At 44.5% G+C, this 16,877-nt stretch carries 14 protein-coding genes; 4 read left to right on the top strand and 10 right to left on the bottom strand.

Annotated features, from left to right (window positions below):
* Positions 1 to 520: 520 nt before the first annotated feature.
* Entirely contained in the window at positions 521 to 967 is a 447-nt protein-coding gene (locus tag HGO26_RS19320) for a DUF6985 domain-containing protein (RefSeq protein WP_168827277.1), read from the bottom strand.
* A gap of 11 nt (positions 968 to 978) precedes the next feature.
* Complete coding sequence (locus HGO26_RS19315; protein WP_168827275.1) at positions 979 to 1,530, bottom strand: SMI1/KNR4 family protein; 552 nt, start codon at positions 1,528 to 1,530, stop codon at positions 979 to 981.
* 261 nt (positions 1,531 to 1,791) lie between these two features.
* Here HGO26_RS19315 and HGO26_RS22310 point away from each other — a divergent pair, with 261 nt between their 5' ends.
* Complete coding sequence (locus HGO26_RS22310; RefSeq protein ID WP_211085969.1) at positions 1,792 to 1,935, top strand: hypothetical protein; 144 nt, start codon at positions 1,792 to 1,794, stop codon at positions 1,933 to 1,935.
* Positions 1,936 to 2,131: 196 nt separating this feature from the next.
* Here HGO26_RS22310 and HGO26_RS19305 read toward each other — a convergent pair whose 3' ends face one another.
* Positions 2,132 to 2,806 carry a class I SAM-dependent methyltransferase gene (locus tag HGO26_RS19305; RefSeq protein WP_168827273.1) on the bottom strand — a complete coding sequence of 225 codons (675 nt, stop codon included), beginning with the start codon at positions 2,804 to 2,806 and terminating at the stop codon, positions 2,132 to 2,134.
* A 105-nt stretch (positions 2,807 to 2,911) separates the two neighbouring features.
* The gene (locus tag HGO26_RS19300) at positions 2,912 to 3,283 is read right to left on the bottom strand and encodes a hypothetical protein (protein WP_168827272.1); all 372 of its coding nucleotides are present in this window, start codon (positions 3,281 to 3,283) and stop codon (positions 2,912 to 2,914) included.
* A 292-nt stretch (positions 3,284 to 3,575) separates the two neighbouring features.
* Between HGO26_RS19300 and HGO26_RS19295 the strand changes: the two genes are divergently transcribed.
* Complete coding sequence (locus tag HGO26_RS19295) at positions 3,576 to 5,696, top strand: putative bifunctional diguanylate cyclase/phosphodiesterase (RefSeq protein WP_168827270.1); 2,121 nt, start codon at positions 3,576 to 3,578, stop codon at positions 5,694 to 5,696.
* Between the two features lie 797 nt (positions 5,697 to 6,493).
* Here HGO26_RS19295 and HGO26_RS19290 read toward each other — a convergent pair.
* Positions 6,494 to 7,114, bottom strand: coding sequence for a tRNA-uridine aminocarboxypropyltransferase (locus tag HGO26_RS19290; protein ID WP_168827268.1), 621 nt, complete (start codon positions 7,112 to 7,114; stop codon positions 6,494 to 6,496).
* A 141-nt stretch (positions 7,115 to 7,255) separates the two neighbouring features.
* Entirely contained in the window at positions 7,256 to 8,464 is a 1,209-nt protein-coding gene (locus tag HGO26_RS19285; protein WP_168827265.1) for a multidrug effflux MFS transporter, read from the bottom strand.
* A 113-nt stretch (positions 8,465 to 8,577) separates the two neighbouring features.
* On the opposite strand from HGO26_RS19285, the gene HGO26_RS19280 reads away from it, so the two are divergent.
* Entirely contained in the window at positions 8,578 to 9,549 is a 972-nt protein-coding gene (locus tag HGO26_RS19280; protein ID WP_113940290.1) for a LysR family transcriptional regulator, read from the top strand.
* A gap of 83 nt (positions 9,550 to 9,632) precedes the next feature.
* Here HGO26_RS19280 and HGO26_RS19275 read toward each other — a convergent pair whose 3' ends face one another.
* Entirely contained in the window at positions 9,633 to 11,504 is a 1,872-nt protein-coding gene (locus HGO26_RS19275) for a methyl-accepting chemotaxis protein (RefSeq protein WP_168827263.1), read from the bottom strand.
* Positions 11,505 to 11,906: 402 nt separating this feature from the next.
* Positions 11,907 to 13,778: a methyl-accepting chemotaxis protein gene (locus HGO26_RS19270; protein WP_105250585.1), complete on the bottom strand. Its 1,872-nt coding sequence runs from the start codon at positions 13,776 to 13,778 to the stop codon at positions 11,907 to 11,909.
* A 376-nt stretch (positions 13,779 to 14,154) separates the two neighbouring features.
* Between HGO26_RS19270 and HGO26_RS19265 the strand changes: the two genes are divergently transcribed.
* Positions 14,155 to 14,502 carry a hypothetical protein gene (locus HGO26_RS19265; RefSeq protein WP_168827261.1) on the top strand — a complete coding sequence of 116 codons (348 nt, stop codon included), beginning with the start codon at positions 14,155 to 14,157 and terminating at the stop codon, positions 14,500 to 14,502.
* 22 nt (positions 14,503 to 14,524) lie between these two features.
* Here the strand turns inward: HGO26_RS19265 and HGO26_RS19260 are convergent, their stop codons facing one another.
* Both HGO26_RS19260 and HGO26_RS19255 read right to left on the bottom strand, forming a co-directional pair.
* On the bottom strand, positions 14,525 to 16,003 hold the full coding sequence (locus HGO26_RS19260) for a DUF4145 domain-containing protein (RefSeq protein WP_113940286.1): 1,479 nt from the start codon (positions 16,001 to 16,003) through the stop codon (positions 14,525 to 14,527).
* 33 nt (positions 16,004 to 16,036) lie between these two features.
* Positions 16,037 to 16,744, bottom strand: a complete 708-nt coding sequence (locus tag HGO26_RS19255) for a hypothetical protein (protein ID WP_105250588.1) — start codon at positions 16,742 to 16,744, stop codon at positions 16,037 to 16,039.
* Positions 16,745 to 16,877 lie beyond the last annotated feature (133 nt).

Here is a 16,877-nt window from a genome sequence, read left to right as displayed (position 1 = left end):
GGTTAACGCCAAATGAGTCAGAACGTTTATATTGGAATGACTCTAAAACCGTGGCCAATTTTACTTGACCACTACAAAGGATCCTCTTGATCTCTGCTTGTAGGCAGCCATTCCCATCCATATGTAGAACCCAATACGCCTTCAATGGGACTTGCAGCCGAGAGCCAGTCAATAAATTCAACTTGTTTGGCTAGATATTCAGGTGTCATAGGAGGTTAACGCCGTGTTAAAGGAGTTTCAAACTGAAGCAGCAGTTTGAACTTCCAGTGAGTAAAGCGAAGGATTTTAAACGCTTTGTTACGTTTTGGCTCCTTAGCTTAGTTTACCAGCCAAAGTCTAGCCACCCATTTTAAATCAACAACATAATGCACTTTCGGTTTCTCTACCACCTGTACTGGCTAAAATTACTTGAACAAGAGCCATCATATGTGGATGTCTGGCTAAAATGCTTAGCTAAAATTGCCTTTCTGAGTAACACAGTATTGCGCGGGAATAATAGTAGTAAAATTTAGTCAGCAACTCACAGAAAATTAAGCTCTTCATCTTGAAGGGATAAAGCACTATCAATGGAGGCTAATAACACACCATAGGTGTAACCGCAGTTGCCCACAAAAATCACTTGATTACCATTGAGTACCATCACTTCTACCCCATGATCGGTTTCCCAGTTGCAGGCGTAATGATAACGAATTGCCCGAGTCTCCATTGTGCTGGTGTCATCCAATATAATGTACAACGGCTGGGTATTTGCGGCTATTTCATTGATGGTATTTAAAGAAACCTCCAAATCACCACAATAATCTTCAAAGTACTTATGCATTTTGAGCATAGCATTTAGAATTTGATGCTTCGTTTCTGGTGTCATCAGAGAAACGTCTTCGAGCATTTTTATGCGTAACTTATCGTTGCCCTGAAGCTCACCTTCAATAATCAGTTCACTCGGTTTGTTGAATAATGGATCGTACATTTTTGTTATCCTTAATCCTCAATTAATTCATATGGATATAGCGCGATTTGCGCCAAGGATTGTGCAAAAAATTGGCTTAGGTTTGGGCTGATAAAGTCCATCATATCGGGGTCATGGGTGTATGCGATCACTTGTCCCATTTTACCTAATGCCGAGGGCGAATGATCTGCAATCAAGAGTAATGTGCCACCCCCAAATTGGGCAAAGGGCAGCCAACCTTCTTGATACCATCCCGATTGGATTTTGGGATCCCGCACTTCTGGCTCTTGGTAATCAGCGTAGTGCTGGGCCCGTTTTTTCATTCGGTCACGATATGTAAGAGATGAGGCTAATGACAAAAAATCATACCGGCAAAAGTAATCTTTCCGGGCAAAGACTGTGCTCCACTCATTGCCGCCATTGGCATATCCCCAAAGCTCCCTTAACGGAGAAACAAATTTAAAACCTAATTGTTTTTCGGCTTCATCTAAGACTGAGTTTGATAAGCCACGATCCAGTTCTAATGTTTGATTCATGTTGGCGTAAATAGCACTCAATGCTTGTAGATACGTCTTAACATCCATTGTATTTATTCCTTCATCTTGACACTTGGCCGCAGTGTTAATCCGTTTGCTTTATACCGCTAACATATACACTTGGCGAACTTATTTAATCGAATTAACCACATAAATTCTATTTTCATATTACTGCGACAGATTTTGTCGCAGCCTTCTATTACTAGAATGCTATTCCAGCCATACCTTATTAACTAGATATACAGCCTAATTTTCAGCGTCAAGTGACCCTTACTCAGTTTGAACCCTCGCTCGCCCCGCAAAATATCGGTGAATGAATTAATCGAGCGTCTTGAAAACCACACGCAGAATACGAGTAAACGTTCGGTGCAACATCCACTACTCGATGATATAGACCAAGCACTGGCGGCAATTGTGAGTGTAGTCGCGAGGAACACCATAGAACTCAGTTAATACAATCAGATAGGCGTGCTAAACAAACACCTTCCCCCACGATGCCCTAGTGATTATCGGGCTAACGGCTAACCCTAATCTTGAGTCAGAGCTTGAGGTATTAGTAATAGCCACTGGCATTGCAACAAAGCCCATAGAAAATCAGGCATCTATAGCGTCACAAATTGATGATAAGTACATTTAAGCGACAACAGCATTAACTCGACTGATGAATTCCTTTATGCATCTCTTTATGCCTCCCTTTATGCAAGAAGACTACGTCCTTATCAATAATTTCGAGTCGCCAGCCATAGTGATGCGCGATCCACTCAAAGGTCGCTTCAGCGTAAAAATTGATGTGGGTGGGATCGTTTTTATAGTGCCAGTGGGCAAATGCGATTTTATCCTGCACGCGCTTGGTCATGACCGCCAAAATGCCGTTGGGTTTTAATAACCTATCGAGCTGAGTAAGCAAACCTGCGGCACCACTCACGTGTTCTATGACTTCGGTTAAGGTAATAAAGTCGTATTGGCGGGCTAACGTTTCGGGATTATTGGCGTAATAAAGGTCGTAATTATCTATCTGATAACCGCGCGCCTTTGCCATTAGACTCAATGCCTTACCTTCTCCGCAGCCAAAATCGAGCCCTTGGGCCGAAGTGCTAACACGGCTAAGTAGTGGCTCGAGTGTGCGATTTAAAAATGTTTGATAGCCGAGATCATCGGCATGATTCTCGTGCTTATCGTACTCGGCTTTTTCTGCCTCGGCCGAAAGATAAAACTCAGAAGGCACGCTCACCAGTTGGCAGGTTTGGCATTGCTGGTAACTGCGCTTCCTATCTTGATGATAAGTGAGTAATTCAACGCCATGGCATAAGGGGCAGATATTCAACAACAATTCCTAGTGATAGTAAGGTGCATAGTAATGAGAATAGTCATAATGCCCACAAATAATGCTAGCACTGACCAGCTGAAATCGACTATGTCGATGGCCTGATTAAGGTTTAGGGATTTTACGCTCTTTTGCGGCGGCTTCTTTTGCTTCCCGTAAATATTTTTGCTCGCGACTTTCTCTTTCGTCGAACTGTTTTTGTGCCTTAAGTTTTTGCTGCGCTTCCCAATCGTTGGTTTGGGATTGTTGCTTAATGTTATCTTCCCGCTCTGTCGTCTCTTTAGTGGCTTGACGGGCCTTTTCTAATTGAGCCTGTTCTAATCGCTGTGAATCGATGCGTGCCTTATCGGCTTTTTGCTCTAGGGTCAATCTAGGCTTTGGCGCCTCGGCGGCATTCGCTAACGCGAGATGAAAACTAAAGATGAGGACTAGCGATATTAATATTTTAGAGATTAACACTTTAAATAAATACGCCATTCCATATCTCCTTGTATTCGATAATTGAATGAATCAATGATAAAAGCCAATTCACGCAAGATGTGCAAAACATAGCATAAAATCTGCCTAAGCTTGAAATATGCAGCAGGTGTTCTTAAAAAATATGCTTGAATACAAGTCTTAAACTACACTTTTTAAGTTTCTATTTGAGTGAAACAACAATTAGGTTTATTTTTAACCCCATTGGAATGATGTACTATTGGGCAACTTCGTGTTCAACGAAGACCTAAAATGGGATGTGACTATTTTGCGTCACAAGGGAGTATCCTGAATGATCAGATGGCAACACTTACTTAAGAAACTCAGTACAGATGATCCTGTACTGCAAGAAAAGCTGTCTCTCTGGCAAGCACATCCCCATAAAACCCCCTTAGCCTTAATTCAAGGCTTTAGCTTTATTAGTGCCAACCAAGCCACCCTCAGTTATTTTGAGACTGAATACGATGCTTTTGTGAATGCGACTCCCTATGATTTTTCTCCGAGAATCCAATCTTCAGGCCGCAATAGTGTTGAATTTGCGCGGGAAATGATCCTTGAAGCCATTGCTGGCAATAATGTTGAATTCAACTGGCTGCACATGAGCCAACAAGGCAATGAACTGCCGACTCGAATTAATCTCTATCGCTGTTATCTGCAACAACAGCCCGTGGTACTCGTTGAATTACAAGCTCTTAATCGCCGCAATCAAATACGCGAAACGATTTCTGATGGTTTTGCTCATATTCCCAAAGAAATTTTGTCGACCACGCTCGAAGAAAGTGCCGAAGCTGTGTATATCACTGACACTGATAATCAAATTTTGGCTGTCAATAAAGCCATGTGCCGTATTTGCGGCTATAGCGCTGAGCAGCTCATCAGTAAAACCCCTGAATTTTTAGAGGTAAGAACCCATAATATGGGGGAAGAAACTGAATGCCAAATCGCCTTGAAACAAAGGGGATTTTGGCAGGGCGAAACGTGGAAAAGACGTTCAGATGGCAGTAACTTTCCTGCTTGGCAGAGCAGTCGTAAAATCGTCACTGAAGATAATGCTCATTATAATGTGAATATTTTCAGTGATATTAGTACTAAAAAACTATTAGAAACCCAGCTAACAACTCGGGCTATGTACGATACCTTGACAGGATTACCTAACCGGTTCCATCTCAAGCAGATCCTCAATAGTGCCCTCGAAAAACTTAAAACAGATCCCCTCGCACTGGGGGCGTTGATGTTTTTAGATCTCAATGGTTTCAAGAATATCAATGACAGCTTCGGTCACTCCATGGGCGATAGAGTATTACAACTCGTCGCAGCCAGACTCGAAGCAGGTTGTATCGAAAAGGCCGATATAGCCCGTATGGGAGGAGATGAATTTACCTTAGTGCTGCAAGACTGTAGCTGTAAAGATGAAATTCAGCTGTTTGCAGAGCAAATTCTTAGCCTATTTGAGAGCCCCTTTGAAATTGAAGGCCAAAAGTTCTTCCTCGGCACCAGCATAGGCATTGCGCTATTTCCTACCCACAGTAACCAAGCGGGACAGCTGATTAGTCTTGCCGATACTGCCATGTATTGCGCTAAAAAGAGCTTACCGCATCTCGTGTTTTACGATAAGGCAATGAGCCTAGCAGCCGAGTTAAAATTACAGTTAATCAATAACCTAAGGCATGCGCATAGCCTAAAACAATTCACTCTCGCTTATCAAGCCATAGTCGATTTACACACAAATCAAACTATTGCTGCCGAAGCCCTGCTCCGCTGGCAGAAGTCACCGACAGAATATTATGAAGCTGCCGACTTTGTGCCATTGCTTGAGGAAACAGGATTAATTGTCAGCATTGGCCAATGGGTATTAGAACAGGCCTGTGTACAAGCGGCCCTCTGGCGAGCACATTATCAACCCGACTTTAGAATTTCAGTCAATGTGTCACCACTGCAATTGGAACACTTAGATTTTATCGACCAAGTGATAAATGCCTTAGAAATGGCGAAGTTACCCGCTGATGCACTGATTTTAGAAATTACCGAATCGGCATTGTTACGACAACCGGAGCAAGCACGACTCACACTTAATCGTATCAAAGCGTTAGGTGTCAGCATAGCCATCGATGATTTTGGGACTGGGTTATCGTCACTCAGTCGCTTAGGGACTTTGCCAATAGACAGCGTCAAAATTGATGCCGAGTTTGCCTTGCGCTTAAACGAAGTCTCAGGACAAAAGCTCTGCAATGCTATAGTGCAACTCGCACAAGCACTCGACATTCACTTCGTCGCAGAAGGTATTGAAACTCAACAACAAAAAGACATAATGACTAACATGGGCCAAGGTTTCGCCCAAGGATTTCTATTTGGCTACCCGAGTTCAGTTGAAAACTTCACCCAAGCCTTTCTTGCTGAAAAACGCTTAGCCTAGAACAGATTTAGGACTGCCGATGTTCGCATCGGCTCGATAATCCGACTTGCGTACCAAATTATCGCTCTCAACGTTTACAACGGAAAACGAAAGATTTCGCTAAGGTTTTATCGAAATATTTTGATGGGGCGCGAACGAAGTGGAAAGATTTTCTTGCAGAAAACATATGATTTAAGCTCGATAGCCCTGCCAGCACGCCATTTACTAATAGTAATGAATGGAATCACTCCCCTGCAAAGCCAGTGATGGCCTGGCAAAGCGCTCTCATCATTATCAATAAAAAACCATATTTTAAGCTCGATAGCCCTGCCAGCACGCTATTTACTAATAGTAATGAATGGAATCTACTCCCCTGCAAAGCCAGTGATGGCCTGGCAAAGCGCTCTCATCATTCTCAATAAAAAAACCATATTTAAAGCTCGATAGCCCTACCAGCACGCATTTACTAATAGTAATGAATGGAATTACTCCCCTGCAAAGCCAATGATGGCCTGGCAAAGCGCTCTCATCATTATCAATAAAAAAACCATATTTTAAGCTCGATAGCCCTGCCAGCACGCCATTTACTAATAGTAATGAATGGAATTACTCCCCTGCAAAGCAATTGGCTGGCAAAGCTATCTCATCATTTGCTGCGCAAATGAATCCCAGTTATTAAACCGTATTTCACATTACGTTAGCGTGATCTGAATAAGATTTTGACTATTTTAATTCGTACGGAGTCTCAAAACTCAATAACTTAAAAGCACTAATTCATACCTAAAACATCTAAGACTCAATAGCCTTAACCCCATCAACTATACCTTACCATTGGATTCATTTGAGTTCTGATAACGAGCCTGCACTGTACTCGGCATCGCCTTAATCCGCAGTTCCACCATAGTATCAAATGCCATCATTAACGGCTGAACATCAAGGGTAGGATCGAGGGCGCTTAACATATAAGCACAAGCTTCTAAGGTCGATAAACTATCGCTACGACTCGATTTACGGATCCGATAGCGCGATTCATAACCTTCAGCCAAATGCACCGCAGGATACTGGGCTAACCAAGGATTCAGCTGCAGCATTTTGAATGCCTTGCGCCAAGTGCCATCGAGCAACAGCAATATACAATCAGGATTAATACTTTGCTGTTCAACACTTACACTTAACGCAGAGGGATAGACGAGATAAATAGGCTTATTACACACCGCTAAATATTCCCGTAAACCGTTGAAATCAGACTCGCTTTCGCCCACATAAACTTGCGTTTTAGGTACAGCAAGACTCAATACCCGCACACTATTCTTCTTATGCTCGACTTCACTCGGGTGCTGTAAAACCACCAACTGAGTTATTGGAGAGATAGGCTGAACGCTCGCACATAAGCAAGCATTTTGCGGATAACGACAGATAGCACAATAGTGACGGGACAAGCTTTACCCTCGATTTAGTGAGTTATTTTACGAGTATACCAAAGGATAAAAGGGTATTAGACACAATAAAAAATACCCACAGTTCGCGGTCAAACAAACTGTGGGTAAAGGGTGTACTCTGTAATTAATCAGTGCCGCGAACTAATGCTCGCCAACTAACTGCTCTTGGTGCCAGTGGTCGAATCGACTCAGCGCCATCATCAACAATAAACCGATAGAAAACACACCCATGACGAGTGCCACTGCGTAAGGTGCAGTTAAATTCGTTTGCTGTATAAGTCCAGCTAAAACGGATGCACCACTCATCTGAATAAAACCTAGCATAGCCGCGGCAGTCCCCGCTCGCTCACCGAAAGCTGACAGCGCCATACTCGTCGCGGGGCCGAGTAAGAAGGCAAATCCCACACATAACAACATCATAGGTAACATAAAGTTAAAAGCTGCTGCCATCCCTGTATTTGGACCAAACTGTTGCCCCGCCACTGTCGCCACTGAAGACAAAACGAGTAAAGACAGAGCCAAAATAACCGTTGGACGATTACCCAGTTTGCGAATGACGATCGGTGCAGCAAAACAGGCCACGATATTAAACACAGCATTGAGCCCGAATAAACCACTAAACGCCAGCTCAGAAACCCCTAAATGCCCAATCAACCACACAGGCGCATAAGACACATAACTCAAAATAGCCGCCATAGCCGACATACAAGCAAAGGCATAAAACAAAAAGTGGGTGTTACCGAGTACAGGTTTGAATCTGCCCCAACGGTAAAGTGGGCCAGTAGTAACAGTGTTAACTGGACGAGTCTCAGGTAAGCGATAACCAACAACGAGCATCATCAACATGGCATATAACGTCATGAAAACGAAAGTTGAACGCCAGCCGAATTGCATCGCTAGCAAGCCACCTAAGGTTGGTGCTAAAGCTGGGATCACGCAAATCGCTCCATTTAAGTAGCTGTAAATTTTAGCGCCTTCTTTTTGTGAGTAGCAGTCACGCACCGCACTAAACACCACGATAGAAGTTGAACAGGCGGCTAAACCTTGCAGCACACGAGCAATCTGTAACCAATGAAACTCGATGGCCGCGGCAGCGAGAAGACTACTTGCGCCGTAGAGTAAGACCCCGAAAATGGCCACAGGACGGCGGCCATAACGGTCGGCTAATGGCCCAATCAACACTTGGCCTAAGCCCATGGCGAATAAAAACAATACGAGCGTGGATTGCACATCACTGGCAGATACGGCGAATTCTGTCGCCATAGTTGGCATTGAAGGTAAATAAATATCGATGGCTAATGGGCTGAGCAGCACCATAGACATCAGGATAGGTAACAGATTGCGCCGCATAAATAATCTCAGTTGATCAGGGAAAGGTATTTCAGTGGGCGCTATTTTAATTAACTCAAGGTATGAACAGAAATGGTATAATTTCCAAAGTAAATTTCCTCTGAGGAATATCTGTGAATATCGACAACTTAGCCAGAATCGATTTGAACTTGCTGGTCATACTCAAAGTGCTGCTAGAGGAGCAGAGTGTCACTCGCGCCGCCAGCCGATTACATATAAGTCAGTCAGCCCTCAGTAAGAGCTTAAATCGACTCAGAGAAACCTTAGATGATCCCCTATTTCAGCGCACGGCACATGGCTTAAAACCCACCGCGCACGCCCTCATTCTTGGGCAAAAACTGCCGAATATATTGCAAGACTTGTATCAACTCACTCAGCCTCCGACCTTTAATCCTGCCAGTAGCAATCGACAATTTTCTTTTGCCATGGTGGAAAGCGCCTATGAAACCTTAATCCCATATTTTATCGGCCCTATGCTGACCACGGCACCCAACGTCAAACTCGACTCCTATGTCTGGACCGAAAAATCGATGCAGGATTTGCAGCAAGGGCAAATCGACTTTGGCATTTCAGGGCGGGATTTGCATCCACTGTCGGATTTTCAAGTGGATCGCTTGCCAGAAGGGATTGCCTATCAAACATTATTTACCGATCAACAAGTCTGCTTAGTGCGAGAGGATCACCCGCTGATGGCGGCGCTCACCTCAGAACAATGGAATTTACCCCTTTACCTCGATATGGCCCATGTGCAGGTTCGTTGTGAAGGTAGTGATTGGTGGGCACTGGATTACTTTCTTGCCGATCTTGGGCATAGACGCCGGATCAGCACGACTGTACCCGACTTTTATGGTGCCGCCAGCGTTTGCGCCCACAGCAATTTAATCTTCACTCTGCCGTCGAGCTTTGCCCGCCACGCCTGCCAACTTTATCCGCTCAAACAACTGCCACTGCCTTTCGAATTTATGCCAATGGCCTATGTGCTGTTATGGCATCAAAGAAATGATGAAGATCAAGGGCATAAATGGATTAGAGAAACCATTTGTCAAAGTGTGGCTAAGTTATTCAATCCCACAGAAATGCTTTAACACGACAAAAACGGCTAGTAAAAAGCCCGACAAAGCAAAGGCTTTATCGGGCTAATATCGAGACAAACAATTAAGAATAGCGATTACAGAATAAATGTCGCGACTTGCGCATTCAGGTCATTAGCGCGGGCTTTTAAGCCCCTCGCCTGCGCCAAATCTGCCATGGCCGATGCGGTAATCTCATCGGTCACATCTTTAATCGCAACCGTATTCTGGGTTATTTCACCCGTCACTTGAGTCTGTTCTTCCGCTGCGGTAGCAATTTGGCCTGCCATATCTGAAATCACGTTGACCGCTTGCGTAATCTCTTCAAGGGCTTTCGCCGCCGCATTGGCATCCTCTACGCTATGACCCGCTAATGCTTGGCTGCTTTCCATCAAGCTGACTGCTCGAGCGGTAGTGCGTTGTAGCGTTTCAATCGTGGTATGTACTTCCTGAGTCGAATCCTGTGTACGACGTGACAGTACTCGAACTTCATCGGCAACGACCGCAAAGCCACGACCCTGCTCACCGGCACGCGCCGCTTCAATGGCTGCGTTAAGCGCCAACAGGTTAGTTTGCTCGGCAATCCCTTGAATTGTCGCCAGAATACTCGAGATAGACTTAGCGTGACGACTTAAATCGCCAATGACATCCGTTGCTTGAGTCACTTCATCGGCAAGGGAATTAATCGAGTTACGAGTTTTATTCACTAACTCTTTGCCCTGTAAACTGCTCGCTGCAGACTGTTGAGCCGCTGTTGCTGTGTTCTCAGCATTGGCTGCGATCTCATTAGTCGCACTCGCCATTTCAGTTACCGCAGTCGCGACCATAGCGACTTCTTGCTGCTGACGTTGTAACTCGGCAACTGAAGTTTGCGTGGTGGCAAGACTACGTTCAGCATCGGCATCTAACTCATTCGCTAATTGGCGAATATGGCTGATCAGCTGATGTTGACTGCCCACAAAGCGGTTAAAGCTGTCGGCAAGCACGCCCACTTCATCTTGAGTATCAACAGAAATACGTTGAGTTAAATCACCATTGCCATCGGCAATACGCGCCAGTGCTTGCGATACTCGACTCAGAGGACCCAGCAAGACACTTACTAGCCAAGAAATGGCTAATACACTTAAGATCAACACGAGTGCAGAAAGCCCAAACTGAGTGAGTAACAAGCTCGACAGTGGCGACTCTAGCGTTTCCTTATCAAGCACTAACACTAATTCCCAATCTGTATTAGGGATATCAACGCTCCAGACTAATTTGTCACGTCCTTCATTTTCAAAATACATAGGCAACAGAGTGCCCGCTGCACGGCTCTGTTCTGGTAAGTTACGATTAAGCTCGTTGTCGATTTCAGCTATAGGTTTCATCGTCTTAGCTTGATCTTTATAAGCGATCACTGTGCCGTCTTTGTGCATCATGATGGCATAGCCGTTTGCCGGTAATTTCATGCGGTTGACCTCTTCGATAAGATTACTAATCGATAGATCTCCAGCAATAACTCCGCCTGCAACAGGCTCGGCCAAAGTCACCACTAGAATATTAAAAGCAGTATCAAGATAAGGTCGAGTAAATACACTTCCACCAGTTCGCATAGTCTCTTGATACCAAGGTCGTGTACGAGGATCATAATTTGTATAGTCAGTTGCAGGCTCTGAATCTCTCATATTACCGTTAGACTCACCAAAATATGTCGATTCAAACCCTCCCGATTGCTTAGCCTGTTTCATTGCTTGCACAATGTCATTATTGCGCTGCCCAGCAAGACCTTTAACAATTTTCTGACGACTTGCAAGCCACTCACCAATCAGTAACGCTTGCTGGTCTCCAAGACGTTGAGCCTGTTCTAAATTCACGTCTAATAGTACTTTCTTCTGACTTGTATAACTTTGCCAAGATAACAGTAAAATTACCGATGAGAGAGCGAGAATTACGGAAAAAAGGATTTTTTGTCTTAATGAATATGATTTCATAATATATTTCACGAATAAAAACTGGATAATTATGCTGACCAAAAATAATAACTATTCCTAGTAGCGCTTAGTTTACTTAGATACGTAAAAATGACGGCGAATACACTTACTTTTGACCGCAAGAATAAACAAACGCAAAATAAAACCCAAGATAAATCAACGTATGTATCTGAGCATCGGTCTCTTATTTAATAGGACGCCTAATTTATGCATATTTAAATATGCACTATAAATCTCATTTAATTTAAAATGACTCTTATCTTAATGCTCACAGTTACGAATTAAATTCAACTTAAATAGAAATGAGTTATAAAAGCATTTAGATGAAAGTAATAAAAGTGCCATTTTTATTACATGGCACTTTTATATCAAGATCAAATCATTCGCTATTTTAAGCTTAGGCTACAGAATAAATGTCGCGACTTGCGCATTCAGGTCATTAGCGCGAGCTTTTAAGCCCCTCGCCTGTGCCAAATCTGCCATGGCCGATGCGGTAATCTCATCAGTCACATCTTTAATCGCAACCGTATTCTGGGTTATTTCACCCGTCACTTGAGTCTGTTCTTCCGCTGCGGTAGCAATTTGGCCTGCCATATCTGAAATCACGTTGACCGCTTGCGTAATTTCTTCAAGGGCTTTCGCCGCCGCATTGGCATCTTCTACGCTATGACCCGCTAAGGCTTGGCTGCTTTCCATCAAGCTGACTGCTCGAGCGGTAGTGCGTTGTAGCGTTTCAATCGTGGTATGTACTTCCTGAGTCGAATCTTGTGTGCGGCGCGATAATACTCGAACTTCATCGGCAACGACCGCAAAACCACGGCCCTGCTCACCGGCACGCGCCGCTTCAATGGCTGCGTTAAGCGCCAACAGGTTAGTTTGCTCAGCAATCCCTTGAATTGTCGCCAGAATACTCGAGATAGACTTAGCGTGACGACTTAAATCGCCAATAACATCCGTTGCTTGAGTCACTTCATCGGCGAGTGAATTAATCGAGTTACGAGTTTTATTCACTAACTCTTTGCCCTGTAAACTGCTCGCTGCAGACTGTTGAGCCGCTGTTGCCGTGTTCTCAGCATTGGCTGCGATCTCATTAGTCGCACTCGCCATTTCAGTTACCGCAGTCGCGACCATAGCGACTTCTTGCTGCTGACGTTGTAACTCGGCAACTGAAGTTTGCGTGGTGGCAAGACTACGTTCAGCATCGGCATCTAACTCATTCGCTAATTGGCGAATATGGCTGATCAGCTGATGTTGACTGCCCACAAAGCGGTTAAAGCTGTCGGCAAGCACGCCCACTTCATCTTGAGTGTCGACAGAAATACGCTGAGTTAAATCACCGTTACCATCGGCGATACGCGCCAATGCCTGCGATACTCGGCTCAATGGGCCCAGTAACATGCCAACTAACCAAGAAATAGCTAACACACTCAAGAGCAATACAAGTGCCGATAGCCCCAGTTGGGTGAGTAACAGGCTCGAGAGTGGCGCTTCTAGCGTTTCCTTATCAAGCACTAACACTAATTCCCAATCTGTATTAGGGATATCAACGCTCCAAACTAACTTGTCACGTCCTTCATTTTCAAAATACATAGGCAACAGAGTACCCGCTGCACGGCTCTGTTCTGGTAAGTTGCGATTAAGCTCATTGTCGATTTCACCTATAGGTTTCATCGTCTTAGCTTGATCTTTATAAGCGATCACAGTGCCGTCTTTGTGCATCATGATGGCATAACCGTTTGCCGGTAACTTCATCCGATTAACACCGTCAACTAGGCTTGCGATAGATAAGTCACCACCCACAACACCTTGTGCGGTAGGCTGCGCCATAGTCACAACCAGAATGTTATAGGCAACATCCACGTAAGGTTTTGTCAAAATAAGACCGCGCTCACTGATGGCTTGTTGATACCAAGGGCGGCTGCGAGGATCATAGCCCGTACGATCAATACTCGGATCAGAATCCAACATTTGCCCTGCTTGAGAGCCAAAATAGGTCAGCTGAAAACGGCCCGATGCCTGTGCTTGTTGAAGTGTATTGAGGCTGTCACCTTCAACTTTGTTCGCCAGGGCTCCCATAATATCTTGGCGGCCAGCCAACCATTCTTGGATCCGCTCAGCCTGCTGTTCACCTAAGCGCTGCACTTGTTCTAGGCTGTTTTGTAACAGCTGGGATTTTTGGCTGGAATAACTTTGCCATGACAACAAACCAATCACGAGTGAAAGGGCTGCCACGACAGAGAACAGAATTTTTTGCTTGAGCGAATATGAGTTCATGTTGGCGTCTAATTAATTAACAAAGCAGTGAAACAAGAGGGTGTTTGAGCGGGTCGAACGAACATTTACAACCAATATAATAAGGCGGCTAACTGAGTTAAAACTGCAGTTAAATTTGAGCTGAATTTTCTCATATTATGTACAGTTAGCAAAGAAATTGCTCAGATTTACATCAAAAAGATTTTAGCAAACACATATAATTAACCAACCGCTATTCGAGCAACAACATATAGATAGGCATGCGATTACATATCAAAGCAATGCGCAACACCAAAATGGTCTATGGAGTAAAATAAAGTAAATTAATCAAGATTAACGTGACCTAGACGCACTCGCTATTGCACACTAAATGTCCACTGCCTATCGAGGAGTTCTTATGATTTTTCAACAGTTCCAACAGAGCCCACTGCAGACCCGAATTTCTGGCCCACGGGCTTGGTTAGCGATGGCAATTAGCATTAGCCTAATTTGTTTATCACTATTTTTATTGCCCTTCGTGCTCTTATTTGGCGCAATGGCGCTCGGTTGTTTAGTCCTATTTAGCCGCTTTTATATGGCACGTCAGTTGGCTAAGTTTAATCAGGCTCAGGCAAACGCAACGCAGCATGCCCACGCGACAGAGGAGCCGCAGAGTCAGGTTTATGGATCTGACACTATTGTTAGGGAATCTAATGCGACACGCCATCAAGGGCGCACTTTTGAGCATAAAGAGGATGAACACTAGTTCAATCGAAGCAAAACTGCGCTCAAGCGAGTAAGGTCTGGGCGCGTTTAAGGCTATGAATTTCGGCGGGATCTTGGGTTACCTCAAGCACATTTTCAATCTGTAATACCAGTGAACGCCACAGAGGCTCGATAATATCCGCCTCTTTTTTATTGGCATTTTGCCGTGCCAGCTTAAGTAAAGCCGCAGATCCAACGACATCAATTCGCCCTAAGATACCGTCGGCCAGTGCCATACTCAGCTCAATCATCGCAGGCACACTGTGGCTATATTTGATCACTTGGCGCAAATAATCCTCAGCTTGAGTCAAATCACTGCCAAAGGCATTGTCATCATTGAGCATATGCTGCGCCCGCGTGAGCATAGCATCGAGTTGTCCTTGCTCGGCAGCTTCGGCCATCCAATGCTCACTGGCAATCATATCTCGAGTACAACCATCTCCATTGGCAAGCATTAATGCTAAATGATACTGGGCATGGGGATAACCTGCTTGTGCGGCTTTGCTTATAAAATGATAGGCTTGAGTTAAGTTCTTTTGCTGGTAATGCAACACTCCTAAATTCGCCATCGCTTCGGTTTGCTCGCCATCTGCAGCACCTTGTAAATATTGCTGTGCTAACTTACTATCGGGTTGAAACGACTCACTGCCTACAAGATAAAAATATCCCAATAACGCCATCGCATTGACCACACCTGCTGCTGCTGCAGTGGCAATGATCTGTTCACCTTTAGCCACTTCTGGCGCGCCTTGATAACCGTGGATCAGTGCTACGCCATGCTCATGTAAGGCTTCCATGTGCTTAGGTGCCGCAAGGGAAAACCAATAGGCCGCCCGGGCAAAACTGTCAGCTGCGCTAATGTGAGAAATGGCATTTAGAGGTGAAACTATGGATAAATCTTGGCTTGATATAGCTTCGGCTTCTGCCGCAAGCTCTTGCTCTTTGAGCAGTTCTTGTTCTTTCAGTATCAAAGCCTTGGTCTTAAACGATATCCCCACCAAATACTGCGCTTGCGGGTCATCTTCCATCACAGCGCGGTAACATAAGTCCCTCACCGTCATTGCGTCAGTCGCTTCATAACAGTAGTCAGGGGCAACTCGACCTTTAACCTTAGGATACAAGTGCTCGACTAAAGTCAGGACATCTTTAATGGATTTTTGCGCTAGCGCGAGTAATTGTTCTTGGGTGAGATGGTATTTCTCAGGATGAGCGCCGCGGTTACCGTCGGCACGCAATCGATGCAGGGCACGAGTGGTCTTCACATCAATCACGCGCCGCTGATTTAGCTGTTCGATCCTATCGTATAAATTCGGACTGGAAAACGCGATTTGCTTATCTTGCCCCAGTAACTCTGTAAGTTTATGGGTAAAACTGCGAATGTGCAGCAGCGACTGTGTCGGCACATCCTGCACATAGCTTTTCGCCTTGAGGTAATCATCACTCAAGGAGACCGAAAAATCGTGGATAAACTCACTATCCTTAATGACTGTTTTCGTCCCCATGAGTGATTCCCTACAGGCTGAATTGATGTTGCACTATTCGACGCTTGGTTTTTTCGACACCATATATAAGCGGAACAAAGCGACGTTAACGAATAATCCAATAAAAGACATAAAAGTATCCGCTAACATTTGCACAGGTAATCCGCCCATGGACGCTAACCCAGAAAGCTGGCTACCTATGACTGAGAGTGGTAAATATAACATCAATAATGCAATGGTTTTCAGTACGATAGGGCCACTAAAACTAAAACTACCCTTAATCGCTTCTAGCGGTGTTAAGCGCTCAACCACAACCATAAAGTTCACATAGGCTAAACGCGCAAAGAGATAGAAGCTAATTACCAATCCTACCAGCCACACAGGACCGAAGGCGGCAAACAGCATCACTGGTGCTAAAATCGCTAGACCAGAAAACACCCCAGCCAATAATAATGGTGGAACAAACGGTAAACTCGCCTTCAACACCACGCCCGCTGAAGGACTATGCCCTTGTGAGCGCAGTTCTAAAAACAGAGTCAAAGCGGCAATTAATACCGAAAAAGTAAGTAGTAACAGCATCATGGCGATCATATGCGGTGCGCCAAACTGTGGGTTTTCTAGATCAACTTTACTCATCTCTATACCAAGCCATAACTGGATCCCCACTTGGATCAAGAGTAATGGGATCGTCAGCATAGCGAGTTGCGCCAGATGATTACGGAAGAAGTTATAGGCTTCTGACAAAATTGCGGATAGTGACATGCGACTTTCCAAATAATTGAAATGAATTAACACTTAGAATTGCCGCTAAGGATACCGAAAATCCCTTGGCAATGCACAGTAGAAATCACCAGTGTGAACCGTAAATCACAGAAAACTACTGCAACAAAAGTGA

This window comes from Shewanella oncorhynchi, from assembly GCF_012584455.1.
Taxonomy (GTDB): Bacteria; Pseudomonadota; Gammaproteobacteria; order Enterobacterales; family Shewanellaceae; genus Shewanella; species Shewanella oncorhynchi.
The sequence above is the reverse complement of the archived record's forward strand: the minus strand, read 5'-3'. Positions and strand labels throughout refer to the sequence as shown.

What these genes read in the sequence shown, in the direction of transcription:
- HGO26_RS19295 (WP_168827270.1), top strand. Translation starts at nt 3,576, where the DNA reads ATGATCAGATGGCAACACTTACTTAAGAAACTCAGTACAGATGATCCT.
- HGO26_RS19320 (WP_168827277.1), bottom strand. Translation starts at nt 967, where the DNA reads ATGTACGATCCATTATTCAACAAACCGAGTGAACTGATTATTGAAGGT.
- HGO26_RS19270 (WP_105250585.1), bottom strand. Translation starts at nt 13,778, where the DNA reads ATGAACTCATATTCGCTCAAGCAAAAAATTCTGTTCTCTGTCGTGGCA.
- HGO26_RS19265 (WP_168827261.1), top strand. Translation starts at nt 14,155, where the DNA reads ATGATTTTTCAACAGTTCCAACAGAGCCCACTGCAGACCCGAATTTCT.
- HGO26_RS19300 (WP_168827272.1), bottom strand. Translation starts at nt 3,283, where the DNA reads ATGGCGTATTTATTTAAAGTGTTAATCTCTAAAATATTAATATCGCTA.
- HGO26_RS19285 (WP_168827265.1), bottom strand. Translation starts at nt 8,464, where the DNA reads ATGCGGCGCAATCTGTTACCTATCCTGATGTCTATGGTGCTGCTCAGC.
- HGO26_RS19315 (WP_168827275.1), bottom strand. Translation starts at nt 1,530, where the DNA reads ATGGATGTTAAGACGTATCTACAAGCATTGAGTGCTATTTACGCCAAC.
- HGO26_RS19260 (WP_113940286.1), bottom strand. Translation starts at nt 16,003, where the DNA reads ATGGGGACGAAAACAGTCATTAAGGATAGTGAGTTTATCCACGATTTT.
- HGO26_RS19275 (WP_168827263.1), bottom strand. Translation starts at nt 11,504, where the DNA reads ATGAAATCATATTCATTAAGACAAAAAATCCTTTTTTCCGTAATTCTC.
- HGO26_RS19255 (WP_105250588.1), bottom strand. Translation starts at nt 16,744, where the DNA reads ATGTCACTATCCGCAATTTTGTCAGAAGCCTATAACTTCTTCCGTAAT.